This is a genomic window from Enemella evansiae, assembly GCF_004362375.1.
Classification (GTDB): Bacteria; Actinomycetota; Actinomycetes; order Propionibacteriales; family Propionibacteriaceae; genus Enemella; species Enemella evansiae.
Genome location: NZ_SNXA01000008.1, coordinates 954,407 through 979,321 on the forward strand (window position 1 = coordinate 954,407; position 24,915 = coordinate 979,321).

At 70.3% G+C, this 24,915-nt stretch carries 25 protein-coding genes; 7 read left to right on the forward strand and 18 right to left on the reverse strand.

Translation table 11 applies throughout. From position 1 onward, the window contains the following. Positions 1-77 precede the first annotated feature (77 nt). The 3 genes from C8D81_RS05160 (at position 78) to C8D81_RS05170 (ending at position 2,854) form a co-directional block, all read left to right on the forward strand. Positions 78-545: an SRPBCC family protein gene (locus C8D81_RS05160; protein ID WP_094357088.1), complete on the forward strand. Its 468-nt coding sequence runs from the start codon at positions 78-80 to the stop codon at positions 543-545. A gap of 18 nt (positions 546-563) precedes the next feature. Next, the gene (locus C8D81_RS05165) at positions 564-1,685 is read left to right on the forward strand and encodes a DNA glycosylase AlkZ-like family protein (protein WP_133625656.1); all 1,122 of its coding nucleotides are present in this window, start codon (positions 564-566) and stop codon (positions 1,683-1,685) included. 77 nt (positions 1,686-1,762) lie between these two features. Further along, positions 1,763-2,854: a glycerophosphodiester phosphodiesterase family protein gene (locus C8D81_RS05170; protein WP_133625657.1), complete on the forward strand. Its 1,092-nt coding sequence runs from the start codon at positions 1,763-1,765 to the stop codon at positions 2,852-2,854. Here the strand turns inward: C8D81_RS05170 and C8D81_RS05175 are convergent. From C8D81_RS05175 to C8D81_RS05195, 5 genes are all read right to left on the reverse strand, one after another. Continuing rightward, positions 2,775-3,248: an SgcJ/EcaC family oxidoreductase gene (locus C8D81_RS05175; protein WP_094357094.1), complete on the reverse strand. Its 474-nt coding sequence runs from the start codon at positions 3,246-3,248 to the stop codon at positions 2,775-2,777. The two genes, C8D81_RS05170 and C8D81_RS05175, sit on opposite strands and share 80 nt — an antisense overlap. Then, entirely contained in the window at positions 3,245-3,859 is a 615-nt protein-coding gene (locus tag C8D81_RS05180; RefSeq protein WP_133625658.1) for a PadR family transcriptional regulator, read from the reverse strand. The genes C8D81_RS05175 and C8D81_RS05180 overlap by 4 nt, the downstream gene beginning before the upstream one ends. A gap of 84 nt (positions 3,860-3,943) precedes the next feature. Continuing rightward, positions 3,944-4,327 (reverse strand): DUF4260 family protein, encoded by a 384-nt coding sequence (locus tag C8D81_RS05185; protein ID WP_208109113.1) that lies wholly within the window; start codon positions 4,325-4,327, stop codon positions 3,944-3,946. 8 nt (positions 4,328-4,335) lie between these two features. Then, positions 4,336-4,782 carry a nitroreductase/quinone reductase family protein gene (locus tag C8D81_RS05190; protein ID WP_094401075.1) on the reverse strand — a complete coding sequence of 149 codons (447 nt, stop codon included), beginning with the start codon at positions 4,780-4,782 and terminating at the stop codon, positions 4,336-4,338. Positions 4,783-4,902: 120 nt separating this feature from the next. Beyond that, a complete protein-coding gene (locus tag C8D81_RS05195; protein WP_208109114.1) occupies positions 4,903-5,592 on the reverse strand; it encodes an alpha/beta fold hydrolase in 690 nt (229 codons plus the stop codon). A 56-nt stretch (positions 5,593-5,648) separates the two neighbouring features. Between C8D81_RS05195 and C8D81_RS05200 the strand changes: the two genes are divergently transcribed. Then, complete coding sequence (locus C8D81_RS05200; protein WP_094401071.1) at positions 5,649-6,317, forward strand: TetR/AcrR family transcriptional regulator; 669 nt, start codon at positions 5,649-5,651, stop codon at positions 6,315-6,317. Between the two features lie 96 nt (positions 6,318-6,413). Here C8D81_RS05200 and C8D81_RS05205 read toward each other — a convergent pair whose 3' ends face one another. The 4 genes from C8D81_RS05205 to C8D81_RS05220 all read right to left on the reverse strand — a co-directional run bounded on the left by C8D81_RS05205 (position 6,414) and on the right by C8D81_RS05220 (position 13,874). Further along, positions 6,414-6,665: a hypothetical protein gene (locus tag C8D81_RS05205; RefSeq protein WP_133625659.1), complete on the reverse strand. Its 252-nt coding sequence runs from the start codon at positions 6,663-6,665 to the stop codon at positions 6,414-6,416. A 16-nt stretch (positions 6,666-6,681) separates the two neighbouring features. Then, positions 6,682-8,148, reverse strand: coding sequence for a glutamate synthase subunit beta (locus C8D81_RS05210; protein WP_094357126.1), 1,467 nt, complete (start codon positions 8,146-8,148; stop codon positions 6,682-6,684). 41 nt (positions 8,149-8,189) lie between these two features. Then, the gene (gltB, locus tag C8D81_RS05215; protein WP_133625660.1) at positions 8,190-12,740 is read right to left on the reverse strand and encodes a glutamate synthase large subunit; all 4,551 of its coding nucleotides are present in this window, start codon (positions 12,738-12,740) and stop codon (positions 8,190-8,192) included. Positions 12,741-12,914: 174 nt separating this feature from the next. Continuing rightward, a complete protein-coding gene (locus C8D81_RS05220; protein WP_094357130.1) occupies positions 12,915-13,874 on the reverse strand; it encodes a CPBP family intramembrane glutamic endopeptidase in 960 nt (319 codons plus the stop codon). Between the two features lie 100 nt (positions 13,875-13,974). Here C8D81_RS05220 and C8D81_RS05225 point away from each other — a divergent pair, with 100 nt between their 5' ends. After that, complete coding sequence (locus C8D81_RS05225) at positions 13,975-15,105, forward strand: alpha/beta fold hydrolase (RefSeq protein ID WP_133625661.1); 1,131 nt, start codon at positions 13,975-13,977, stop codon at positions 15,103-15,105. A 625-nt stretch (positions 15,106-15,730) separates the two neighbouring features. Here the strand turns inward: C8D81_RS05225 and trpA are convergent. The 9 genes from trpA to hisI form a co-directional block, all read right to left on the reverse strand. Next, positions 15,731-16,531 carry a tryptophan synthase subunit alpha gene (gene trpA, locus C8D81_RS05230; RefSeq protein WP_407644069.1) on the reverse strand — a complete coding sequence of 267 codons (801 nt, stop codon included), beginning with the start codon at positions 16,529-16,531 and terminating at the stop codon, positions 15,731-15,733. Positions 16,532-16,572: 41 nt separating this feature from the next. Beyond that, positions 16,573-17,865, reverse strand: a complete 1,293-nt coding sequence (gene trpB, locus C8D81_RS05235) for a tryptophan synthase subunit beta (RefSeq protein ID WP_133625662.1) — start codon at positions 17,863-17,865, stop codon at positions 16,573-16,575. Next, entirely contained in the window at positions 17,862-18,572 is a 711-nt protein-coding gene (locus C8D81_RS05240; protein ID WP_133625663.1) for a GntR family transcriptional regulator, read from the reverse strand. Before C8D81_RS05240 ends, trpB begins: the two co-directional genes overlap by 4 nt. Positions 18,573-18,653: 81 nt before the next feature. Continuing rightward, positions 18,654-19,220, reverse strand: coding sequence for a GrpB family protein (locus tag C8D81_RS05245; RefSeq protein WP_094357142.1), 567 nt, complete (start codon positions 19,218-19,220; stop codon positions 18,654-18,656). A gap of 12 nt (positions 19,221-19,232) precedes the next feature. Continuing rightward, positions 19,233-20,015 carry an indole-3-glycerol phosphate synthase TrpC gene (gene trpC, locus C8D81_RS05250; protein WP_094428418.1) on the reverse strand — a complete coding sequence of 261 codons (783 nt, stop codon included), beginning with the start codon at positions 20,013-20,015 and terminating at the stop codon, positions 19,233-19,235. After that, entirely contained in the window at positions 20,015-20,248 is a 234-nt protein-coding gene (locus C8D81_RS05255; RefSeq protein WP_094357146.1) for an HGxxPAAW family protein, read from the reverse strand. Before C8D81_RS05255 ends, trpC begins: the two co-directional genes overlap by 1 nt. A gap of 43 nt (positions 20,249-20,291) precedes the next feature. Then, positions 20,292-20,783, reverse strand: coding sequence for a Trp biosynthesis-associated membrane protein (locus tag C8D81_RS05260; protein WP_094405158.1), 492 nt, complete (start codon positions 20,781-20,783; stop codon positions 20,292-20,294). Beyond that, positions 20,776-22,323 (reverse strand): anthranilate synthase component I, encoded by a 1,548-nt coding sequence (locus C8D81_RS05265; protein WP_229119598.1) that lies wholly within the window; start codon positions 22,321-22,323, stop codon positions 20,776-20,778. The genes C8D81_RS05260 and C8D81_RS05265 overlap by 8 nt, the downstream gene beginning before the upstream one ends. Further along, on the reverse strand, positions 22,320-22,688 hold the full coding sequence (gene hisI / locus C8D81_RS05270; protein WP_094431696.1) for a phosphoribosyl-AMP cyclohydrolase: 369 nt from the start codon (positions 22,686-22,688) through the stop codon (positions 22,320-22,322). Before hisI ends, C8D81_RS05265 begins: the two co-directional genes overlap by 4 nt. A gap of 71 nt (positions 22,689-22,759) precedes the next feature. Between hisI and C8D81_RS05275 the strand changes: the two genes are divergently transcribed. Both C8D81_RS05275 and C8D81_RS05280 read left to right on the forward strand, forming a co-directional pair. After that, complete coding sequence (locus C8D81_RS05275) at positions 22,760-23,416, forward strand: TIGR03085 family metal-binding protein (protein WP_094357152.1); 657 nt, start codon at positions 22,760-22,762, stop codon at positions 23,414-23,416. A 139-nt stretch (positions 23,417-23,555) separates the two neighbouring features. Further along, positions 23,556-24,914 (forward strand): MFS transporter, encoded by a 1,359-nt coding sequence (locus C8D81_RS05280; RefSeq protein ID WP_094401561.1) that lies wholly within the window; start codon positions 23,556-23,558, stop codon positions 24,912-24,914. Position 24,915: the final 1 nt, after the last annotated feature.

Below are 24,915 nucleotides of genomic sequence, written 5' to 3' on the forward strand. Positions count from 1 at the left end.
CTGTCGTTGTCACCTTCCCACACGGCACCGGCCACCCCGCGGGTTCCGCGGCGCGCGGAGAATGTTTGACTGCATCCATGAGCGATGACGCGAAGCAACTGTCCGTGCAGCGCACCATCAATGCGCCCGCCAAGGAGATCTACGAGCTGCTCACCAATCCCGAGCGGCACCCCGACATCGACGCCAGCGGGATGGTCCGCTCGGTCGAGCAGGGCGACCGGTTGGAGCAGGTCGGCCAGCAGTTCCGGATGAACATGTTCTTCGACCGGATGGGCGGTGACTACCAGATGAGCAATCACGTCACCGGTCTGCAGCCCAACCGGCTCGTCGCCTGGCAGCCCTCGCGGCCCGGGGACGAACCGGCCGGCTGGGAATGGATGTATGAGTTGGAGTCCGACGGTTCGGACAGCACCGAGGTCACGCTGACCTACGACTGGAGCAAGGTCACCGACAAGAAGGTGCTGGAGCGGGTCAAGTTCCCGGTCTTCACCGAACAGCAGCTCGAGGATTCCCTGGCCCAGTTGGCGAGCGCGGTCGGCGGCTGAGCGAAACGGGGCTGAGCCATGCGGGGGCTCGACGGCCGCCGCGTGTTGGGGTGGCGGCTGGCCCGGCAGGGGCTGGGCGAGCGGCTCGACGCCACGGCCGCGGAGGTCGTCGAGTCGGTGATCGCGCTGCGCGGTTGGCCGGCCGCGCAGGCCGAGCTCGCGGTCGCCGTGCGGCAGGCACGGCCGGAACCCGCGGCGGTGACCCGGGCGCTCGATGCCGGTGAGCTGATCCGCGGGTACGCGTTCCGTGGTGGGTCGTACGTCTTCACCCACCGGGCCGCCGCCGATCTGCTGGCGCTGCACACCACGACCCGCAGCTGGGAGGGCGATCGGTTCCAGCGGCAGGCCGACTTCTCCTTGCCTGATTGGGAACCGTTCCGCCAGGCGATCCGAGAGGCGCTGGCGGACGGGCCGCGGACCCGGGCGGAGATCGCCGCCTTCCTGGCCGGGCACTCCCCCGCGATGGCTCGGCTGTCGAAGGCAGCCGGTGGCGCGGCTTCGGACGCGCTCTACAAACCGCTGCACTGGCTGGGTGACATCAGCTTCGGCCCGGACCGCGGCCAGCAGGCGACGTTCCAACTGCTGGTCGGGGCCGATCCACGCTGGCCCGGACTGCCCGAGCTGGACGAGGCCGGCCCGCGGGCGATCGAGGGCTACCTGGCGGCGTACGCCCCGGCGACCCGGGACAACCTGCACTACCGGCTCACCGACGGCCTCGGCGTACCGAAGCGGATGGTCACCGGTTGGCTCGACGGACTGGTCACCGGTGGCGCGGTCTGCGAGGTGCTCGTCGACGGGTTGACGGCGTACGCCCGGACCGCGGATCTGGACGCACTCACCTCCGCCGAACCGGTCGACTCGGTACGCCTGCTGCCGGGTTTCGATCCGTGGGTGATGGGCCCCGGTACCACGGACCAGCGGATCATCTCGTCCGATCGCCGGCCGGTGGCGACCAGGGGTGCGAACCTGATTCTGAATGCCGGTGTGGTTTCCGGCAGTTGGCGGGTACGCCGAGGCGTCCTCGAGGCGACCTGGTTCACCGAGGCCGGCCCGGTTCCCGGGCCGGAGCTGGCCGACGAGCGGGAACGCCTGGCCGGGATCCGGGGCGAGGAACTGGAGCTCGTCGTCGAAACCGGTTGAGGGCTTCCCGCAACCGCCCTCCACCCGTCACCCGGGATTCACCCTGCGGTCGCCCGAGCTGCTTAGCGTCCGGAAACATGACCACCACCCCCGCCGCGGCCCGCGTCCTGCTCGCCGGCCTCGCCGCGCTCACCCTGACCGTGTCCGCCACCGCGACCGCCTCCGCCGCGCCGGCACCCGAACCGAAGCGGCAGGTGCTGCCGCAGAAGACGCAGTTCGACCTGCAGGCCCACCGCGGCGGGATCGGCATGACCACCGAGGAACAGCCGGCCGGTTTCGCCAAGGCCCTCGAGCTCGGTGTCACCACCCTCGAACTGGACACCCAGGTGACCCGCGACGGCAAGGTCGTCGTCACCCACGACCGGCAGGTGAGCGGCACCAAGTGCGCCGACACCGCACCGGCGACACCGGGCGATCCGCAATTTCCCTATGTGGGCAAGTACATCAAAGATCTCAGCCTGGCCCAGATCAAGACGATGAACTGCGGTTTCCAGCAACTCCCAGGCTTCCCCGAGCAGGAGGTCGTGTGGGGCGCGAAGATGGCCGAACTCGCCGACGTGTTCGCCGTCGTCCGCTCGCACAACGCCAAACAGGTGAAGATGAACATCGAGACCAAGGTCGAGGCCGGCGCCCCCGAACAGACCGCCCCGCGGGAGGTCTTCGTCCGCACCGTGCGCGACGAGATCGCCCGCTCCGGGTTGGCGAAGCAGGTCACCATCCAGTCCTTCGACTGGGGCTCACTGAAGCTGATGCACCAGCTCGAACCGTCCTGGCCGCTGGTCGCGCTCACCAACTACGACTTCCTCCAGGTCGGCAAGCCCGGCGCGTCCCCCTGGCTCGGCGGGATCGACGTGGACGACTTCGGCGGCAGCTTCGTCCGGGCGGCGGCATCCATCGAGGGGGTGACCACGCTGTCGCCGAACTACGGTTTCCCGCAGAACGGCAAGATCGGCGACCCGGGCTTTCGGATCTATGCGGATCGCGCGATGGTCGCCGAGGCCCACGCACTCGGCCTGAAGGTGGTGCCGTGGACCGTCGATGACCTACCCACGGTGAGTGCGCTGATCGACAACGGGGTGGACGGTGTCATCACCGACTATCCGAACCGGGTCCGGGGGTTGATGGCCGAGCGTGGGATGCGGCTGCCGAAGGCGTACCCGGCGCGCTGAGTCGGGTGTTCTGGAAGGCGGCGATCCGCCAGCCCTGCTCGACGCGGGTGAGGACCAGGGTCTGGATCGAGTCCCGGTCGTCGGCGACCGGTTGATCGGCGAGCTGGACGGCGCCGGTGCTGACGATCACCGCGAGGTCGTCGGTACGGGTCGGGACCGATTCGATGGCGTCATCGCCGGTGACCATCGTCGAACCGCGGAGTGGGCCGGTGAACAGGAAGCGGTGCACCTGTTCGATCTGCTCGCGGCCGGCGAGCAGCCGGCCGTCGAAGGTGACATAGCTGGCGGTCGGGGTGAACAGGTCGGCGTACGCCCGGGCGTCGCCGGCGTTCCAGGCGCGGCCCAGTTCGCTCAATACGTGCCGCAGGGTCTCGTCGGTGGGTGTGGTGGTCATCGCGAATCCTTCTCCGGTTGGGAATCTGGCGTCAGGCGGGTGATGTCGTCGGACCAGTCGAGGCGGCCGGATTCGAGATCGGCGAGCACGCCCCGCACCCAGTCACGTTGCGATCGGGCGGTGGCGAGTTCGAACCGGGCCTCGACCAGCAGCACCGCCGGCAGGGTCGTCGGCGCGTCGGCCAGGTCGGCCTCGGTGGTCTCGATGTGTTCGGTCAGCGCCTCGGCCCGGGCGCGGAGTGCGGCGGTGGCCCGCCGGGTCGGCAGGCAGGCCAGGAAGGACAGCGCGGCGACGAAGAGGGTGGCGTCGGGGTCGGGTTGGGCCAGCAGCAATTCGAGGCGCAGCTGCAGTTCGGCGCTCCCCCGCTCGGTGAGGGCGTACACGGTCCGCTCCGGCTTGCCGCTGACCCGCACGGTCTCCACCGGGGTGATGCTGCCCGAGCGCTGCAGCTTGTCCACCGCGTGGTACATGCTGCGCGGCAGGCCGGTGACGAAGTCCTTGCGGGTCTCGACCATCATCCGCTGCATCTCGTAGGTGTGCTTCGGCCCGCCGAGCAGCAGCCCGAGCACCGCCAGGCTCACCAGATCGCGGTCCGCCCTCCCGATGCCCATGCGCTGCCCCCTCGCTCTCCGATGAGAGCCTATAGTGCACATTGCGCTAATGCAATACGCACTATGGGGCGATGGAGATCGGACTCAGGCCACCGGCGCGCGACCCCGCACCCACCCCTCCGCATCGCGCAGCCCATATCCGGCGGCCCGGTCGATGGCGATATGGGTGAGCCACGCCAGCCCGAACACGAACCAGGGCACGAACACCGCGTGCGCGATCGGCAGCAGCGACACCACCACCAGGAACAGGATCGGGAGCCAGGCACGATGTGCCAGGTTGTACGCCGGTACGGCCTTGGGCGCCAGCCGGCCCCGGCCAGTCTCGCGGGGATCGGCTCCGAGCCCAGCCAGGAAGGCCAGGTCCGGCCCGAGCACACCGAACGCCAGCGCCAGCCAGGTCCACCCGCCGTATTTGACCGCCTCGAAGACCGCGAACGCCAGCACCGCGACTCCAACGGTCCCCCACATTCGGATCATCACGCGGCCCGCTCGGTGATTCGGAACACCGGGTGCGCCGGGATGACCGCAGCCAGCTCGGCATCGGTCGAGTCTGCCGTGACCCCCTCGGGGAAGAACCGTCCGACCTCCCAGGCCCACTTCCGCAGGTAGTGGCGCATCGGTGGCACCGCCTCGGCACCGTGCACCTCCGCGATCTCGTACGCCGTCCGCCGCCGCCCTCGACGCAGCGCCACCTCCCGGTGGTGGCGCGCATTGCGCACCCACTGGGTCTGACCGCGGGGCGCGATCAGATAGGTCACCCCGCCGACGGTCATCGGGTTGACCGGTGTACTGAATTCCTTGCCACTCCTGCGTCCGCGGACGATCAGCTCCTGGGCACCGAAAGCACTGATGCCCAGCCGGGACAACCCCTTGATGACCGCATTGAAGAAGCGAGTCGCGAAATCGAGCTCACTGGTGGCCACGGTTACTCCTCACCGGATTAGAGAGCACCGCTCTCGTTTTGATGAGTCGACTGAACCACGCGGCCGTCCGAGAATCAAGAGCATTGCTCTCGAATCTCGCGAATGCCCTGCCGCACGGATTCAGCGGCGGGTGAGCACCTCACCGATCAACCGGCCGAGCGAGGCGGGATCCTCCGCGTGCGCGAGATGCCCCTGATGGTGCAGCAGGACCGTGCGGGCCGACGGCAACCGCTCGGCAACCCGATCGAACGCGGAACCGTAGGGCTCCCCGCCCTGGTTGAGCTCACCGAGAATCAGTTCGGCATGGACTCCCGACCAGTCGCCGGGGCGGAACTCGTTCAGCGCCGTCAGCTCATCGGCGAGCGGCTCGGCCAGCCGGGCGAGCACCGGCCACGCAGGGCTCGCGCGCAGCTCGGCCACCCGCTTCGGCGGGAACAGTGACACGTCGAGGTTGACGATCTCCACCCGCCGGTCGTTGTCGGCGGCACGCAACGCGGGCAGCGCGTCCGCACCGAAGGGTGCGAGCACGGGCTCGTAACCCACCACCCTCGTCACCCGGGGATCACCCGCTGCGGCCTCGAGCGCGATCGTCGCGCCGCAACTCCAGCCCACCAGGGACACCGGTCTGCCCAGTTCGTCGAGCCAGGCGCGCAGATCGGCGACCTCGACCGCCACCGCGTACCCCTTCCCCAGCGGCCCGCTCGGCGCCCGCCCACGCCGGTTGACGATCAGCACCGGCCGCCCGCCCTCGATCGCATCGACGACCGGCCCGAACGACTCGGCATCGGCCATCACCCCGGGGATCACCACGACCGGCGGCCCCTCACCCGCGCGCCACAGCCCATGCAGGCGTACTCCGTCACGCGGTGAGCACCCGAGGACGCCCCCGCGGCTTCGACCGCGATGCCGCACTGCTGGCCGCGACCCGGCTCTTCTGGGCGCGTGGTTACGACGGCACCTCACTGGCCGACCTCACCGCGGCGATGGGGATCTCACCGTCGAGTTTCTATGCCGCGTTCACCGACAAGCGCACCCTGTTCGCCGAGGCGGTCCAGCACTACATGCAGCGCTACACCGCGATCTACATCGAGGCGGTGCGCAGCGCGACCGCACGCGAGGCCGCCGAGAAGATCCTCCGCGACTCGGTGGATGAGTTCACCGACACCGAACGGCCAATGAGCTGCCTGGTGGTCAGCGCCGCGATCCAGGGTGGTCGCGACACCATCGATGTCCGCCAGACGCTGGAGGAGCATCAGCATGCGCTCGCCGCGATCCTCACCGAGCGGATCGAACAGGACCAGACGGCTGGCCGGCTCGACCCCGGCCTGGACGCCGCGGTGCTCACCGACTGGGTGCGTACCCTGTGGGAGGGCTTGTCCAACCAGTCGAACGCGAGCGTTCCGCGTACCCGGCTGCACCAGATCATCGACCTCGCGATGACCGCCTGGCCAGCCGCCGGGGCGCCCGTTCGCTCCCCGGCCAGCCCGATCGGCAGCGGTTCCTCCTCCCGGGACCGATCAGCGCCCCAGACGTAGACGGCGACCAGATATCGACCGGCGACCCGCACGGCCGCGTCACTGGCACCCCAAACACCGCAGGGGCCGGATCGGGCCGAGCGACCCTCGGCCAGCTCAAGCGGGCGCGCCGCCGAAGACGCCGACGAGCATCAGCACCCCGCCCATCACGCAGACCACCCCGAGCACCAGCAACGGGATCCGCAGTGAGCGGTGCACCATCCCCAGCAGCATCACCAGCAACCCGATCGCGAGCAGCTGGTTGACGAAGAAGGCCGCAATGGCCACCAGCACCCAGAGCACCACCCCGGCCAGCCGAAGATAGGACTTCGGCCGGCCGCGTACCGACGATTCAGTGGGCCGACTCATGCCGCGAGCGTACGCCTCAGACGACCAGTGGGCGTTCGTGGGGCATGATCGGCTTGGGCAGCTTGGTGTCCCCGGTCAGGTACCAGTCCACCCCGGCGGCGCAGGAGCGGCCCTCGGCGATCGCCCAGACGATCAGCGACTGGCCACGGCCGGCGTCACCGGCGACGAAGACGCCCGGCTTGGAGGTCTCGTAGTGCTCGCTGCGGGCGATGTTGCCGCGCGCGTCGAGCTCCAGCCCGAACTCCTCGACCAGGCCACCGCGCTCCGGGCCGGTGAAGCCCATCGCCAACAGCACCAGCTGCGCGGGGATCTCGCGTTCGCTGCTCTCGATCGGGTTGAACTTCCCGTCCACCTGCTCGACCTCGGTCAACCGCAGCGCGGCCACATTGCCCGACCCGTCGTCGACGAATTCGGTGGTGTTGACCGCGAAGATCCGCTCGCCGCCCTCCTCGTGTGCCGAGGACACCCGATAGATCATCGGGTAGGTCGGCCAGGGCTGGTTCTCCGGACGGTCCTCGCCCGGCTGCGGCATGATCTCCAGCTGGGTGATCGAGCGGGCCTGCTGCCGGATCGAGGTGCCCAGGCAGTCGGCACCGGTGTCGCCGCCGCCGATGATCACCACGTCCTTGCCGGTGGCGAGGATCTGGTTCTCGACCTCCTCACCGAGCGCGGCGCGGTTGGCCTGCGGCAGGAAGTCCATCGCCTGATGGATTCCGCCGAGTTCGCGGCCGGGGATCGGCAGATCCCGCGCCACGGTCGACCCGATCGCCAGCACCACCGCGTCATAGCGCTTCAGCAGCTCATCACCGGTGATGTCGGTGCCGACGTCGACACCGGAGCGGAAGATGGTGCCCTCGTTGCGCATCTGCCGCAGCCGTCGGTCGAGCACCTCCTTCTCCATCTTGAACTCGGGGATGCCGTAACGCAGCAGGCCACCCGGTGCGTCGGCGCGCTCGTAGACCGCGACGGTGTGCCCCTCGCGGGTCAGCTGCTGGGCGGCGGCCAGCCCGGCCGGGCCGGAACCGATCACCGCAACCGTCTTGTTGGTATGCCATTCCGGCAACTGGGCCTTCACGTTGCGGTTGTCCCAGCCGCGGTCGGCGATCGCCACCTCGACGTTCTTGATCGTCACCGGCGGGGAGTTGATGCCCACCACGCAGGCGGTCTCGCACGGCGCCGGGCAGAGCCGCCCGGTGAACTCGGGGAAGTTGTTGGTGGCATGCAATCGGTCCAGCGCATCGGTCCAGTCGTTGCGGTAGACCAGATCGTTCCACTCCGGGATCAGGTTGCCCAGCGGGCAGCCCTGGTGGCAGAACGGGATACCGCAGTCCATGCAGCGGCTGGCCTGCTCGGTGATGATCGGCAGCAGCGCCTTGCCCGGTCCACCGGGATAGACCTCCTGCCAGTCGTTCACCCGCTCGGCGATCGGGCGGCGTTCGGCCAGTTCTCTGTCGTGCTTGAGGAATCCGCGGGGGTCAGCCATGGTACGCCTCCATCTCGTCTCGGCGTGGGGTGGTGGTGGGATCAGACACCGACGGCCTCCATCATCCGGCGGTCGGCCGCCTCCTCGTCGAGGCCGTCGGCCTTGGCCTGGTTGCGCGCCGCCATCACCTTGGCGTACTCGCGCGGCAGCACCTTGGTGAAGCTGCCCGCGATGTCACCGGACAACAGCTCGGCGGCGCTCTGCGATCCGGTCTGCTCGTGGTGGCGCTGCAGCAGTTCGGTGATCACCGCGACGTCCTCGGCGTCCGGGGCGAAGGTGTCGACCATCTCCCGGTTCAGATTCTCCTCGCGCAACTGGTGCACGTAGGCGACCCCGCCGGACATGCCGGCGGCGAAGTTCCGCCCGGTACCACCCAGGATCAGCACCCGACCGCCGGTCATGTACTCACACCCGTGGTCGCCGACACCCTCGACGACCGCGGTGGCACCGGAGTTGCGGACGCAGAACCGCTCCCCCACCTGGCCGCGCAGCAGCAGCTCACCGGAGGTCGCGCCATAGCCGATCACGTTGCCGGCGATGATCTGCTCGTGCGGCTCGAAACCGGCGTCGGCCGGCGGGCGGACGACGATCCGGCCCCCGCACAATCCCTTGCCCACATAGTCATTCGAGTCACCGATCAACCGCAGGGTCACCCCGCGCGGCAGGAAGGCGCCGAAGGACTGGCCACCCGAACCGATCAGGGTGAGGTCGATGGTGTCGTCGTTGAAGCCCTTGCCGTCGGTGGCCCTGGTCACCTCGTGACCGAGGATGGTGCCGACGGTGCGGTGGATGTTGCGCACCTCGACCTCGGCGGTCACCTGCTCACCGTTCTCCAGCGCCGGCTGGGCCAGCGGGATCAGCACCTGCCGGTCCAGCGACTCGTCCAGGCCGTGGTCCTGGCCGGTCACCGACAGCAGCGGCGAGGAATCGGCGAAGTGTCCGGTCGGCTTGTGCAGGATCGGCGCCAGGTCCAGCCCGTGCGCCTTCCAGTACGCCTCCGCGGTCCGGGTCTCCAGCGCGTCGGTCCGCCCGATCGCCTCATCCAGGCTCCGGAATCCCAACTGGGCAAGGTATTCGCGGACCTCTTCGGCGATGTAGCGGAAGAAGTTGACGACGAACTCCGGCTTGCCGGAGAACCGCTTGCGCAGCTCCGGGTTCTGGGTGGCGACACCGACCGGGCAGGTGTCCAGGTGGCAGACGCGCATCATCACACACCCGGAGACGACCAGCGGCGCGGTCGCGAAGCCGTATTCCTCGGCACCCAGCAGGGCGCCGATGATCACATCGCGGCCGGTCTTCAACTGACCATCGACCTGGACCACGATCCGGTCCCGCAGCCCGTTGCCGATCAGCGTCTGCTGGGCCTCGGCCAGGCCGAGCTCCCAGGGCCCGCCGGCGTGCTTCAGCGAGGTCAGCGGGGCCGCGCCGGTGCCGCCGTCGTGGCCCGAGATCAGCACCACATCGGCCTTCGCCTTGGACACCCCGGCCGCGACCGTGCCGACACCGACCTCGGCGACCAGCTTGACGTGGATCCGCGCCGCGGGGTTGGCGCACTTCAGGTCGTGGATCAGCTGCTTGAGATCCTCGATCGAATAGATGTCGTGGTGCGGCGGCGGGGAGATCAGGCCAACCCCGGGCGTACTGTGCCGGGTCTTGGCCACCCACGGATAGACCTTGTTGCCCGGCAGCTGGCCGCCCTCACCGGGCTTGGCACCCTGGGCCATCTTGATCTGGATGTCGTCGGCATTGCTCAGATAGTCCGAGGTCACCCCGAACCGGCCGGAGGCGACCTGCTTGATCGCCGAGCGGCGCTCGGGATCGTAGAGCCGGTCGGCGTCCTCACCGCCCTCACCCGTGTTGGACTTGCCACCCAGGATGTTCATCGCGATCGCCAGGGTCTCGTGCGCCTCCCGGCTGATCGAGCCGTAGGACATCGCACCGGTGGAGAACCGCTTGACGATGTCCTCGACCGGCTCCACCTCCTCCAGCGGGACCGGTTCGCGGTCGGACTTGAACTCCAGCAGCCCGCGCAGCGTCATCAGCTGCTTCGACTGGTCGTCCACGCGCCCGGTGTAGGCCTTGAAGATGTCGTAGCGCTCGGCCCGGGTGGAGTGCTGCAGCCGGAACACCGTCTCGGAGTCGAACAGGTGCGGCTCGCCCTCGCGGCGCCACTGGTACTCACCGCCGACCTCGAGCTCGCGGTGCGGCAGCGGGATGCCGTCGCTGGGGTACGCCTTCTGGTGCCGGCGGCGGATCTCCTCGGCGATCTCGTCCAGGCCCAGCCCACCGAGCTTGGAGGTGGTGCCGGTGAAGTACTGGTCGATGACCTCCTGGGACAGGCCCAGGCACTCGAAGATCTGGGCGCCGGTGTAGGAGGCGACGGTGGAGACGCCCATCTTGGACATCACCTTCAGCACGCCCTTGCCGAGCGCCTTCTTCAGGTTGACCACCGCCTCCTCCGGGGAGGTGCGGACATAGACCTCTTCGCGGGCCAGGTCCTCGGCGGATTCGAAGGCCAGGTAGGGATTCACCGCGGAGGCGCCGTAGCCGAGCAGCGTCGCGACGTGGTGCACCTCGCGGACGTCACCGGCCTCGACGATCAGCGCGGCCCGGGTGCGTGCCTTGGTGCGCACCAGGTGGTGGTGCACCGCCGCGGTGAGCAGCAGCGACGGGATCGGGGCGTACTCGGCGTTGGAGTGCCGGTCGGACAGGATCACCGTCCGGGCACCCTCGGTGATGGCGCGGCTGACCTCGGCGCAGACCCGGTCCAGGGCGTGCCGCAGACCCATCCCGCCGTCCTCGACCCGATAGAGGCCACGGACCACGTGCGGGCGGAAGCCGGGCATGTCACCGAGCCGGTTCAGCGCGACGATCTTGGCCAGCTGGTCGTTGTCCAGCACCGGGAACGGGATGACGATCTGCCGACAGGACGCCGGGCCGGGTTCGAGCAGGTTCTGCTCCTGGCCGATGGTGCCGGCCAGCGAGGTGACCAGCTCCTCGCGGATCGCGTCCAGCGGCGGGTTCGTCACCTGCGCGAACAGCTGGGCGAAGTAGTCGAACATCAGCCGCGGGCGTTCGCTGAGCGCGGCGATCGGGGTGTCGGTGCCCATCGAACCGATCGGTTCGGCACCGGTGTTGGCCATCGGGGTGAGCAGCAGCCGCAGCTCCTCCTCGGTGTAGCCGAACACCTGCTGACGGCGGGTCACCGAGCTGTGCCCGTGCACGGTGTGATCGCGTTCGGGCAGGTCGTCGAGGCTGATCAGCCCACCGGCCAGCCACTCGCCGTAGGGCTGCTCGGCGGCCAGGGTGTCCTTGATCTCGTCGTTGGGGATGATCCGGTGCTGGTCCAGATCGGCCAGGAACATCTGACCCGGCTGCATCCGGCCCTTGCGGACCACCTGCGCGGCCTCGATCCCGGGCAGCACACCGGCCTCGGAGGCGAGCACCACCAACCCGTCCTCGGTGATCCAGTAGCGGCCGGGGCGCAGGCCGTTGCGGTCCAGCACCGCACCGATCAGGGTGCCGTCGGTGAAGCAGACGCTGGCCGGACCGTCCCACGGCTCCATCAGGCAGGCGTGGAAGCGGTAGAAGTCGCGGCGGGCCGGATCCATCGACGGGTTGTTCTCCCACGCCTCGGGGATCATCATCAGCACCGCGTGCGGCAACGAGCGCCCGCCCAGGTGCAGCAGCTCCAACACCTCGTCGAAGGAGGCGGAGTCGGAGTGCCCGGGCGTACAGATCGGGAACAACCGCTCCAGGCTGCCGCCGATCAACTGGGAGGCGAGCAGCTCCTCCCGGGCCCGCATCCAGTTGCGGTTGCCCTTGACGGTGTTGATCTCACCGTTGTGGGCGATCATCCGGAACGGGTGGGCCAGCTCCCAGCTCGGGAAGGTGTTGGTGGAGAACCGGGAGTGCACCAGCGCCAGCGCCGAGGCCAGCCGCTCGTCGTGCAGCTCGGGGAAGACCTCCTCCAGCTGATCGGTGGTCAGCATGCCCTTGTAGACCAGGGTGCGCGCGGACAGCGAGGGGAAATAGACCCCCACCTCACGTTCGCTGCGGCGCCGCAGGGCGTACGCCAACCGGTCCAGTTCGATGCCCTGCTGGCCGTCGGCACCGGCCACCAGCAGCTGCGTGAAGTGCGGCATCACCGCCACCGAGACCGGGCTCAGGGTGCCGTCCTCGGTGGGCACGTCGCGCCAGCCGAGCACCGTCAGGCCCTCGGCGGCGGCGATCTTCTCGATACCGGCGACCGCGGCGGCGCGCTGGTCGGCCTCCTGGGGCAGGAAGGCCGTGCCCACGGCGTACGCCCCGGCGTCCGGCAGCTCGAAGTCGCAGACCTCGCGCAGGAAGGCGTCCGGGACCTGGATCAGGATGCCGGCGCCGTCACCGGCGGCGGTGTCGGCGCCAGTCGCGCCGCGATGGTCGAGGTTGCGCAGCGCCTCCAGACCCTTCTCCACGATGTCGTGGTCGGCCACGCCGCTCAGCTGGGCGACGAAGGCCACCCCGCAGGCGTCGTGCTCGAAGGCAGGATCGTAGAGCCCCTCGGCGGGGCGGTGGACGGGCCGTCGCGCGATCACGGGTTCGCTCGTCATGTCTCATCTCCTGACTTCTGGTGCGTGCCGCCCGCGCGCGCTGGCTGCGTGGCGGCACGGCCCACCGCACTCGGGGGGCCCCGGGTGCAGCAGTGAAACGGTACTCAGCCCGTCAGCGTTCTCCGAAATCGTGTGCCATGGTGAGACGATCTTGACGAACCGGCGCCCTTCGGGCTAGCTCGACGGCGCCGTCCGGGCGGCCGGGCGGACCCGCTTGGTCCGGGTCCGGCGCCAGTGGTAGTAGTAGCCGACCGCGGCGGCCAGCGCCGAGCAGGCGGCGATCGCGAACATCGGCTGCCAGCGGCCCAGCTCCTCGTCCAGGATCAGGAAGAAACCGATCCCGTAGACCCATCGGAAGGCGACCGCGGCCGCCCAGTGCCCGTGCCGCATCCGCTGGTGGATGACGACCAGGATCAGCGACACCGCGATGGCGGCGACGAAGTGGCTGCCGGTGTAGAGCAGTGCCTGCATCCGGCTGGGGTTGGTGCTCTGCCGCTGCATCAGCGCCAGCCAGAACGGCCACTGCCACAGACCCCAGATCACACCAACCACGATGCCGGTGCCGAGCACGCCCAGCTTGGGCAGCAGCGTCGGCTCCAGGATGGTGCGCCAGCCGAATTCCTCGAGGATGCAGCCGATCAGCAACCCGATCGCGATGAACCCGAAGATGGTGCCCGAGTCGCCCGGCATGGCGAGCGGATAGGGCACCCCGGCCAGGTCGATCGGCTTCATCTGCCAGTGGAAGAAGCCATAGAACTGCACCGCCAGCAGCACGATCGCGAGCGCGGCGGCGGCGGCGAGGATCGAGCGCCGGACCACCTGCACGTTGAAACCGAGGCCGGCGACCCAGCGCAGCGGCAGCCGCAGCCCGCGGCAGACCAGCAGCGCCACCAGCCCGCCGAGGAAGGGGCCGAGGGTGCCGAGATTGAAGACCCAGGTGGCGATCTCGAAGCGGCCCTGCAGCCAGTAGAGCGGGATCGAGATCAGATAGGTGGCGATGACGAAGATCGCGGCGGCCAGCAGCACCCGGCCGCCGGCGGCCGTCCCCCGGGTGGCGGTGGCGCCACCGCTCGATGTCGCACCATCGGAGCCTTGGTGCTGCTCGGGCGCCGGGGTCGACAGGGGCGAATTCACCCGGCCATGCTAGCGGCTGCGGCCGGTGAGAGGCGTATCATGAAGGCGTTGCGGGCCACTTCCCACCGCCTCGGCGGCCGCCCCCAGGAGTTAGTTGTCGATGTCCCCTGCCTCTGGCACCTCGCGTACGCCCACGCGCGGCACTGGCGCGCGCCCGGCCACCCGGTCCACCGGGTCCACCACCCGCAAGCCGGCACCGCGGAAGGCGACCCCGCGCAGGCCCCCGCCGCGGAAGAGTTCGCCGGGCCGGCAGCCGACGCGCCGGACTGCTGCGCGTACCCGCAGCACCGCCGCACCCCGGCGGCACCGCTGGCTGCCGGTGCTGCTGCTGGTGCTCGGGCTGCTGGCCGGTTGGTTGCTGCAGCCGGCGGTGCGGGTCGGGCAGTTCACCTCCGCCGCCGGTCACGACCGGTACGCCGCGGCGTACACCGATGCGCTGCGGGACCTGCCGCCGCCGGCGGCGAGCCTGGATCTGCGGACCGATTTCGGGGTGGTCCGGGTGCACCGGTTCGCGGGGGCGAATCCGCAGCAGCCGGCCCTGGTGCTGCTCGCCGACCGGGCCCGGGCTACCCCGGACTGGGCGCCGCTGGTCGGCCCGCTGGTGCGGCAGCGGACCGTGTACGCGGTGGACACCCTCGGTGATGCCGGGATGAGCCTGCAGTCACGGCCGCTGGAGAGCGATTCGGATGCCGCGAACTGGCTGTACCAGGTGCTGGGCCAGCTGCCCGGCCGGGAGTACGTGCTGGTCGGCGCCGGTACCGGTGGTTGGGCGGCGATGAATCTGGCGGTCCGCCGGCCGGGTCCGGTGGCCGGGCTGATCCTGATCGATCCGGAGCGGGTCTTCGCCGAGCCGCCGCTCAGCGAGGGGCTGCGGCGCTGGGCGAGCGCGGAACCGGACCGACCGGAGGGCTGGCAGCGGGCCTGGTTGGAGCAGCATGCCGGGGCGCCGGTGCGCGGCGCGACCGGCCGGCTGGCGGTCGCCGGGCTGGCCGAGCATCGGGATCGGTCCCGGGTCGGTGACACCATTCCCGAGCGTCAGCTGCGGGAGCTGCAACTCCCGACCCTGGCGCTGCTGGCCGGTGGATCCGGGGTCCAGGACGTCGGTACCGCCGAGACCCGTGCCAGGCTGCTCCCCCGCGCCACGGTACGCACCCTGCCCGGCGCCCCGCACGATCTGCTGCACACCCGCACCCCCGAGGTGCTCTCCGAGATCACCGCCTTCCTGCGCTGACCCTCCCCGTTCATCGAGTGGCCGACCATGCGCAGCGAAGCACCCACCACGTTCATCGAGTAGCCGACCATGCGCAGCGAAGCACCCACCCCGTTCATCGAGCAGCCGACCACGCGCAGCGAAGCACCCACCCCGTTCATCGAGTAGCCGACCATGCGCAGCGAAGCGGAGCAATGGTCGGCGTGTCGAGATGAACCCCAGGACACCAGCGGCACCAAGGATGCTCCTCTCGACACGGTCGCTGCGCGACCTACTCGAGGAGCGTGGGAGCCCAACCCCCACCCCGTTCATCGAGTAGCCGACCATGCGCAGCGAAGCGGAGCAATGGTCGGCGTGTCGAGATGAACCCCCACCGAAATCTGCGGCTCGATTCACGATCGGCGCCCAGATCGACCAGTTCCCCGATCGAGCCGCAAATTCCGCAGGCCATCAGCGCTGGGCTCCTCTCGACACGGTCGCTGCGCGACCTACTCGAGGAGCGTGGAACAACGGTCGCTGCGCGACCTACTCGAGGAGCGTGAGGAAGGCCGCCCGACCTACTCGAGGAGCGTGGGGAAGGTCGCTGCGCGACCTACTCGAGGAGCGTGGAACAACGGTCGCTGCGCGACCTGGTCGAGCGAACGGCTCAGCCGCGTACCCCGGCCCGCAGGTCCGCGAGGACCTCGCGCAGGCCGCTGAGGTCGTCGGGGGTACCGGCGTCCTCGGCGTCGATCAGGGTGCGTACCAGGGCGGAGCCGACGATCACCGCATCGGCGTACTCGGCGGTCTCCCGCGCCTGGGCGCCGTTGGAGACGCCGAGCCCGATGCCGATCGGCACCTCGGGTCGCAGGGCCCGGATCCGGCGTACCAGTTCCGGTGCCGCCGTCGAGGACTCCGATCGGACGCCGGTCACGCCCATCACCGAGGTGGCGTACAACCAGCCCCGGCAGGCGTCGACGGTGCTGGCGATCCGCTCGTCGCTGGAGCTGGGTGCGACCAGGAAGATCCGGTCCAGCTCGTGGGCGTCGGAGGCGGCGAACCACTCCTCGGCCTCGTCCGGGGTGAGATCGGGGGTGATCAGCCCGGACCCGCCGGCGGCGGCCAGGTCGCGGGCGAAGGCATCAACCCCGTAGTGCTCGACCAGGTTCCAGTAGGTCATCACCACCGCGTTCCCGCCGGCCTCGGCGACCGCTTCGGCGGCGGCGAAGACATCGCGGGTACGCACCCCGCGGGTCAGCGCCGAGGTGCCGGCGCGCTGGATCACCGGGCCGTCCATCACCGGGTCCGAATACGGCAGCCCGATCTCGACCAGATCGCAGGCCGGTGCCAGTTCCCGCAGCGCGGCCAGCGAGGTGGCCACCTCCGGATAGCCGACGTGCAGGAAGCCGACCAGCGCCTTCCGGCCGTCGGCCTCGGCCTGCCGGAAGACCCTCCCGGTACGCCCCAGTGCGAAGGTCCGCGCGGTGTCGCTGGTGCTCGTCTCGCTCATCACAGTTCCTTGCTTCCGGTCATCGAGACGGGGGCGTCGGCGTCGGCCGCCGCACCGCCGGTGGTCGCATCCACGCTGCCGTCCAGGCCGAACCACTTGATCGCGGTCTCCACGTCCTTGTCGCCCCGCCCGGACAGGTTGACCAGGATCATCGGTTCCTCGTCGGGGCGTTCCTCGGCCCACCGCTTGCCCAGCCGCAGCGCGCCGGCGAGCGCGTGCGCGGACTCGATCGCGGGCATGATCCCCTCGGTCCGGGCGAGCAACCGCAGGGCCGCCATCGCTTCGGCGTCGGTGACCGGTTCGTAACTCGCCCGGCCGGTCTCGGCGAGCCAGGCGTGCTCGGGGCCGACCCCGGGATAGTCGAGGCCGGCGGAGATCGAGTGCGACTCCTTGGTCTGACCGTCCTCGTCCATCAGCACGAAGGTGCGCATGCCGTGCAGGACACCGGTCTTCCCCTCCGAGATGGTGGCGGCGTGCCGGCCGGTCTCCAGCCCGTCGCCGCCGGCCTCGAAGCCGAACAGTTGCACGTCGCCGTCGGGGATGAAGTCGGCGAACAGGCCCATCGCGTTCGACCCACCGCCGACGCAGGCGGCCACCGCATCGGGCAACCGGCCATAGCGTTCGAGGGTCTGCGCGCGGGCCTCGGTGGAGATGATCCGCTGGAAGTCGCGGACGATCATCGGGAAGGGGTGCGGGCCACCGACCGAACCGATCAGATAGTGGGTGTCATCGACCGAGGCGACCCAGTCGCGCAGCGCCTCGTTCATCGCGTCCTTCAGCGTCTGCGAACCGGATTCGACGGCGACCACCTCGGCACCGAGCAGCTGCATCCGGGCGACGTTGAGCGCCTGCCGGTCGGTGTCCACCTTGCCCATGTAGACCCGGCACTCCATCCCGAACAGCGCGGCCGCGGTCGCGGTGGCGACCCCGTGCTGGCCGGCACCGGTCTCGGCGATCAGTCGGGTCTTGCCCATCCGGCGGGTCAGCAGCGCCTGGCCGAGCACATTGTTGATCTTGTGCGACCCGGTGTGGTTGAGATCCTCGCGCTTGAGCAGGATGCGGGCGTTGCCGGCGTGCTCGCTGAACCGGGGCGCCTCGGTGATCGGGCTGGGCCGGCCGACGTAGTCGCGGTGCAGCGCGTCGAGTTCCTCGGCGAAGGCCGGGTCGGCCATCGCATCGGCGTACGCCTGGCTGAGCTGGGCGAGCGCGGCATGCAGCGCCTCGGGCACGAAGCTGCCGCCGAAGCGGTCGTAGTGTCCGCGCTCGTCGGGCAGGGTACGGGTGTCGGTCATGACGCCTCCTTGGTTCTGGGCAGTGGTTGCAGCCGGGCGCGCTCGGCGCTGACCACACCGAGATCGCCGGGGATCTGCGCGTGGTCGGTGAGCACGGTGGTCCCGTCGGCGGTCCGGGATTCGCGGATGCTGAGCAGGGCGGCGGTGCCGGGTGCGCGGCCCAGCAGGGCGGCCGAGTCGGCGTCCAGGTTGACCGCATGGATGCGCTCGCTGGCGGCGACGACCTCCAGACCGGCCTCGGCCAGCACCGCGTACAGGGCGCGGTCGGTGAGCCGTTCGGGGTCGATCTGTGCGGCCGCCTCGAGCGGCAACCGGGACGTCTGCAGCGCGAACGGTTCCCCGTCGAGGTGCCGGAGGCGTCGGATCAGGTACGCCGCCTCACCGGTCTGCACTGCCGAGCCGTGGTCGAGGACCGTGGTGGTCAGCGTCCGCCCGGCCGCGGCGGCCTCGTCGACCAGGCTGGCCAGCGGCCCCAGCGGCAGCGCGAACGCCCGCGGCGCGACGAACGTGCCACGGCCGTGCTCGCTGACGATCAACTGCTGCTCGGTGAGCCGGGCCAGCGCCTGCCGCACGGTCATCACCGTGACCCCGTGCGCCTCGGCCAGTTCTCGCTGGGAGGGCAGCGCGGCCCCGGGCGCGAGCTCGCCGGTGTCGATCGCGGTGCGCAGCAGCTCGGCGATCACCAGATACTTCGCCCGCCCGCTCATCACACCCCCCTCGCACAACTGATCTAGAACAGTTGCGACTCTAGGTGTCTCCGGTCGGGCTCGTCAACCTTTCCGACGGGTTCAGCGCGGGACGCGGCGGCCGGCGCCGGGTGGGATCTGGTTGGCATCGGTCGCGGCGCGTTCGGCTGCGGTGAGTCCGGCGGCGGTGAGGATCTGCTGGACGATCGCGTTCTTGTCCCTGATGTAGGCGTCCAGGTCTTCGGCCGCGGCGGCCACCCGCTGCTTGACCGCGCCGTAGGCGTCCCGCAGTTCCGGGTCGGCGCGCAGGGTGTCGCGGACCGCCAGGTGGTTGCGCAGCGACAGGCTGCCCGCCACGATCACATAGGTGTTGGTACGCGGCCAGTCGGCGGGCTGGGCGAACGCCCAGCGCTCGGGAATGCCGAGCTCCCCCAGCGGCCGGAATCCCAACCCCAACAGGACATCCGAGGCCGCCTCGACCTGCTCGGCGGCGACGATGATGTCCACATCGATGACCGGTTTCGCGGCCAGCCCCGGCACCGCGGTGCTGCCCACGTGCTCGATCCCGACCACCGGTACGCCGGCCACGTCCAGCGCACCCGCATAGCGGTCCCGCAGGCCCCGGAAGGCCTCGACCCACCCCGGATCGTGGTCGACGACGGTGATCACGGGCCGGCGACCTCAGCGACCGGCGTCGATCATCGCCTGGACGGCGGCGGCCGGGTCGTCCCCGGTGACCAGCGCCTCGCCGACGAGCACCACATCGGCACCGGCGGCCCGGGATGCGGCGACATCGGCCGGCCCGGTGATCCCGGACTCGTTCACCCGGCACACCCCCTCGGGCACCAGCGGCGCCAGACGGGCGAAGGTGGCGGGATCGACCGCGAGGGTCTTCAGATTGCGGTTGTTCACCCCGACGAGCCGGGCGCCGACCGCGACGGCGCGCTCGATCTCGGCCTCGTCGTGCACCTCGACCAGCGGGGTCAGCCCCAGCTCGACCGCGGTGGCGTGCAGGTCCCGCAGCTGCGCATCGTCCAGTGCGGCGACGATCAGCAGCGCCAGGTCGGCACCGGCGGCCCGCGCCTCGATCAGCTGGTAGTCGGTGACGATGAAGTCCTTGCGCAGCACCGGCACCTCGACCGCGGCCCGGACGCTGACCAGGTCCTCGAGCGAGCCGCGGAACCGGCGCCGTTCGGTGAGCACCGAGATCGCCGCGGCGCCACCGGCGGCATAGCGGGCGGCCAGCGCGGCCGGGTCGGCGATCTGGGCCAGGTCGCCGCGGCTCGGGCTGGCGCGCTTCACCTCGGCGAGCACGCTCACCCCGGGGGCGGTGAAGGCGGGCATCGGATCGCGTGGCGCAGGGGCGCCGGCGACCTGCTCGGCGAGCCGGGCGGCCGGGACGGCACGCTCCCGCTCGGCCAGATCCTCGCGGACCCCGACGATGATCTCGTCGAGGACGGTCATCAGTCCTGCCCCATCCCGATCCGGCTCATGATCCCGCCGACGATCGGCGCGAGCACCAGCAGCACACCGCCGGCGATCGAGATCGGCACGTTGATCGAGGGAAATCCGCCCGGACCGGCGAGGAAACCGACGGTGAGCACGATGAAGGCGACCAGCGCGATCATGGAACCGGTCCAGGCAGCGGGGGTCCGGCCGTGATGGACGTTCTTGACGGTGGTGCGGCGGCGGCTCATCGGTCCTCTTTCGATCCAGGTGTCTGCGCGGTGGGCATCGCGGTCATTCTCGTGCATTTCCGGGGGTGCTGTCATCCGGACGTGCCGCGGTGGTCGGGTCGTGCCCGGCATCGAGCGCCTTCCACACCTCGTTCGGATCGTCATCGGGTGAGGTCTGCGCGCGGGCCCGGGTCCGGTCGAACCGGTCCGGGCGGCGCGGCCAGCGCTGCGCCCGGGCCACCATCAGCACCGACCCGGCGACCACCAGCAGCCCGCAGAGGGCGTACGCCCAGTGCGCGATCCCGGCCGGGCCGCCGCTGATCACCCCAGCCACCATGCCCATCCCGAGCAGCGCCAGCAGCACCCCGAGCACCCGTCGCCCGATGTGCCGCAGGATCAGCGCCAGCGCCAGCCCGGCCAGTGCGGCCGCGGCCAGCACCACCCCGGCCGGCCCACCGGCCCCGCTCACCGAGGCCAGGATCAGCCCGGCGATCGAGCCGAGCGCGAGCCCACCCAGGGCGTACGTCCGGCTCCTGGATCCGACCCGCTCAGCCATCCAGATCCCCCGGCTCCAGCTCGCGCAGCTCGGCCGCGGCCGCGATCGCCCGCAGCGCCGCGGCCGCCTTGTTCTGCGACTCGGCGTTCTCCAGCGCCGGTACCGAGTCGGCGACGATCCCGCCGCCGGCCTGCACGAACGCCGTACCGTCCTTGACCAGCGCGGTGCGGATCGCGATCGCGGTGTCGGAGTCGCCGTTGAAGTCGAACCAGCCGACCACCCCGCCGTAGGTCCCCCGCCGGGTCAGCTCGAGCCGTTCGATGATCTCCATCGCCCGCACCTTCGGCGCCCCCGACAGCGTGCCCGCCGGGAAACAGGCCAAGGTCGCGGCCAGGGCGGTCCGCCCGGGCGCGAGCCGCCCGGTGACCGCGGCCTCCATGTGCATCACGTGCGAATAGCGGCGCACCTCCATGAACTCGACCACCTCGACGCTGCCCGGTTCACAGACCCGGCCCAGATCGTTGCGGCCCAGGTCGACCAGCATCAGGTGCTCGGCCCGCTCCTTCTCATCGGCCAGCAGTTCCTGCTCCAGCGCGACATCCTCGGCCGGGGTGCTGCCGCGCGGCCGGGTACCGGCGATCGGATAGGTGGTCGCGGTGCCGCCGCGGACGGTGACCAGCGCCTCCGGGGAACTGCCGACGATGTCGTAACCGGCCATCCGCAGCAGGTACAGATACGGGCTCGGGTTGCCCAACCGCAGCCGCCGATAGATCTCGAAGGCGTCCGGCGCGTCCGGGACCTCGAACCGCTGCGAGACGACGATCTGGAAGCATTCGCCGGCCTCGATCTCGGCGATCGCGTCCCGCACCGCCTGCTCGTGGTCGGCGTCGGTGCGCTGCCGCACCACCGCGGCGGGCTGGTGGTCGGCGGCGACCGTCCGCACCAGCGGTTCGCGGGGCCGGGTGAGGTCGGCGACCATCGAGCGGACCCGCTCGCAGGCATCGGCGTACGCCTGGTCGACCCGCTCGTCGCTGTCGTCCCAGTTGATCGCATTCGCCAGCAGCCAGACCTCACCGGTGCGGTGGTCCAGGGCGGCCAGGTCGGCGACCAGCATCATCCCGATCTCGGGAACCCGCAGGTCGTCGACGGTGTCGTTCGGCAGCTTCTCCAGCCGGCGGACCACGTCGTAGCCGAGGTGGCCGACGAAACCGGAGACGAACGGCGGCAGATCCGGTTGGGGATGGTCGTGGATGAGCAGCCGCAGGCACTCGGCGAGCGCGGCCAGCGGGTCATCGGCGTACGCCGCGGAACCGCCCTCGGCACCGGGCAGCCCGACGGGCACGGTCCCCTGCCAGACCAGTCGGCCGTCATCGCTGGACAGGGTCGCCGCGGAGCGGACACCGACGAAGGACCAGCGCGAGCTGACCCCGCGCTCGACCGATTCCAGCAGGAAGGTGCCGGGCCGCGAGGCCGCCAGCCGGTGGTAGACCGAGACCGGGGTGTCGGCGTCCGAGATCACCCGGGCGGCGACGGTGACCACCCGCCGCTCCCGCGCCAGCTCCCGGAAACCGGCCAGGTCGGGGGTGATGCCGATGCTCACTCGCCCTCCCCCAGCAGCAGGTGGCTGTCGAAGCAGCTCTGCAGGCCGGTGTGGCACGCGGGACCGGTCTGGTCGACCTTGATCAGCAGGGTGTCGCCGTCGCAGTCCAGCCGCACCTCGCGGACCCGCTGCACGTGGCCGGAGGTCTCCCCCTTCACCCACTGCTGCTGCCGGCTGCGCGAATAGTAGGTGCCGCGCCCGGTGGTCAGGGTGGCGTGCAGTGCCGCGTCGTCCAGCCAGGCCATCATCAGCACCTGGCCGGTGGTCGCGTCCTGCACCACCGCTGGTACCAGCCCATCGGGCGTACGCCGCAGCAGGGCCGCCACGTCAGGGGCGAGCGGGGATTCGGTGTCGGCGGAACTCACCGCGCCATTCTCCCACGTCCGATCGAAGCCATCCGCACACCGGAACGGGCCGCGTCGTCTACGCTCGGGGCGTGAACTTCGCCAAAACCGAACGCGCCGAGTTGTGCGACCTGCTCGACCGGGTCGGCCCCGACGCGCCGACGCTTTCCGGTGACTGGACCACCCATGATCTGGCCGCCCACCTCTGGATCCGGGAGACCGATCCGCTCGGCGCCCCGGGCATCGTGGCCAAACCGCTGGCCGGTCTCACCGAGCGCCGGATGGCCGAGACGAAGGCCCGCTGGCCCTATGCCGAGCTGGTCGACCGGATCCGCCGCGGCCCGGCCCGGTTGTCGGTCTTCGCCTTCCCCGGCGTCGACGAGGAGGCCAACACCGTCGAATACTTCGTGCACCACGAGGACGTCCGCCGCGCCGGTGACGACCCGGACGGCCCGCGCCGGTTGCCCGATGAGGTCGAGGACTGGATGTGGCGCCGGATGAAGCTGATCGGCCGCGCCCTGTTCCGCCGCGCCTCGGTCGGCGTGGTGCTGGAACGCTCCCGCCCCGTGGACACCGGTGATGAGCCGGAGACCGTCCGGGTGATGCCGGGCAACGAGATCGTCACCATCGTCGGCCGGCCCTCGGAACTGATGCTCTACGCCTACGGCCGCGGCCCGGAGTCCGATGTCGCCGTGGTCGGCGACCAGGCGGCGGTCGCGAAGCTCGGCGAGGCCGACCTCTCGGTCTGAGCACGGCGCAGCCCTCGGCCGCGCAATCCGAACCCCTTTCCCGCAGAGAATCTTCGGCCACCCTGTTGAATCGACTCAACATATGTGCGACAGTCTTCGGAAAGCGCTATCCGGCTGATCGAGGATGATCGAGGAATCCATGACCAACAAAGACGTTGTCCCAGACACCGCACCCACCGCCGACCCGCAGGCGAAGCCGACCAGTGCCCGCCGGGCCGCCCTCAGCGGCTGGATCGGCAGCGCACTGGAGTACTACGACTTCTCGCTCTACGCCCAGGCCGCCGCGCTCGGCGTACCCTCGGTCTTCTTCGGCACCGATGACCCGGCGGTGGCGATCATCGCCTCGCTGAGCACCTACGCCGTCGGCTACATCGCCCGCCCGATCGGCGCGGTCGTCCTCGGCGCCTGGGGCGATCGGCGCGGCCGCAAGGACGTGCTGGTGTTCGCGATGCTGCTGATGGGGTTGTCCACCTTCGCCGTCGGCCTGCTGCCCACCTATGCCCAGATCGGCATCTGGGCACCGATCCTGCTGGTCCTGCTGCGATTGATCCAGGGCTTCGCGGTGGCCGGCGAACTCGGCGGCGCGAACGCGATGATCATCGAACAGGCGGCCACCGAGCGGCGCGGCTGGTTCGCCAGCTTCAGCCTGCAGGGCACCCAGATCGGCTCCATCCTGGCCACCGCGATCATGCTGCCGCTGGCCGCCATCCTCGGCGACGAGGCGTTCCGCGCCTGGGGCTGGCGGATCCCGTTCCTGCTCAGCGCGATCGTGGTGCTCGCCGGTTTCCTGATCCGCCGGCACGTCCACGAATCACCGATGTACGCCGACGCGGAGACCCGCGAGGGCGTCACCGAGCGCCGGCCGTTCCCGCTGGTCGACCTGCTGCGTTCCCATCCGGGTGCGGTGTTCCGCTGCGTGCTGATGACCTTCACCAATGCGCTCGGCATGGTGGCCCTCACCTTCGGCGTCTCCTACGGCACCCAGCCCAGCTACGGCATCGGGTTCAGCACCAGCCAGTTCCTGCTGGTCACCCTGATCTCCAATGTCGTCGCGGCCCTGACCATCCCGCTGTTCGGGTCGCTGTCCGACCGCTACGGCCGGCGGCTGTTCATGATCGCCGGCGGGCTCCTCGGCGGGTTGAGCACCTTCGCCTACCTGTGGGCCATCCAGCAGCGGAACCTGGTGCTGGTCATCGTCTTCGTGCTGATCCTGCACGCGGTCTTCTTCCAGATGTGGAACGCCACCTTCGCGACCTTCTTCCAGGAGCAGTTCCCCACCCGGATGCGGGTCACCGGTTTCGCCGTCTCGCAGAATCTCGGGTTGATGATCGCCGCCTTCTTCCCCAGCATCTTCGTGGCGATCGCCCCGCCGGGGACCGCGAACGTACCGTGGGTGATCGGCGGAACCGCCCTGGCGATCTGCGTGGTGGCCGCGGCCGCCACCGTCTTCACCCGCGAGACCCGCGGACTGTCCCTGGCCGACATCGACCGGAGGTGAG